At 30.0% G+C, this 596-nt stretch carries 1 protein-coding gene; it reads left to right on the top strand.

Annotated features, from left to right (window positions below):
* Positions 1 to 62 precede the first annotated feature (62 nt).
* Positions 63 to 548 (top strand): DUF4330 domain-containing protein, encoded by a 486-nt coding sequence (locus tag HMPREF9131_RS01945; RefSeq protein ID WP_009345082.1) that lies wholly within the window; start codon positions 63 to 65, stop codon positions 546 to 548.
* The last annotated feature ends 48 nt before the right edge of the window (positions 549 to 596 follow it).

Genomic DNA, 596 nt, shown 5'->3' with positions numbered 1-596 from the left:
CTCTACTGATGCTATGGGTAAGGCACAATTTGAAATTTATAATAAAATTTTGGAGGAATATAATGAAAATAATTGATAAAAAAGGTAAGATATTTGGCATTATCAATATTATTGATTTATTGGTGATTTTGTTAGTAGCTTTAATTGCTGTATTCGGTGCTAAAAGACTATCTAAATCGCCTTCAGTTTCAAATGCCCAAAGCAAGAAGGGCATAATATATATGGATGTTAATGAAGTTAAAATGGCAACTGTTTCTAAGATTAAAGAAGGGGACCCCTTGTATGATTATGATAAGGGAACCTACCTAGGCAAGATAAAAAAAGTTTCTTACGAACCTTTTAAAAAAGAAGTTGAATATAAGGGACAAGTTGTTTTAGCAGAAGTTCCAGAAAAATATATTGTTCATATGGAAGTTGAATGTGATGTGAAAGAAAATGACGATTTCTATCAAGTTGGTACTGAACAAATTAGAATCGGCAACCAACAAAGAGTAAAGAATAAAAATATTGCAACTTTTGCAATAGTGATGGACATAAAAGTAGAGTGATAAAATGTATAATTCCATAATTGTTGGAATATCAATGAAAATTACCAG

Source organism: Peptoniphilus sp. oral taxon 836 str. F0141 (assembly GCF_000179335.1).
Classification (GTDB): Bacteria; Bacillota; Clostridia; order Tissierellales; family Peptoniphilaceae; genus Peptoniphilus_A; species Peptoniphilus_A lacrimalis.
Note: the sequence above shows the minus strand (reverse complement) of the source record. Positions and strands in the feature narration are given on the sequence as shown.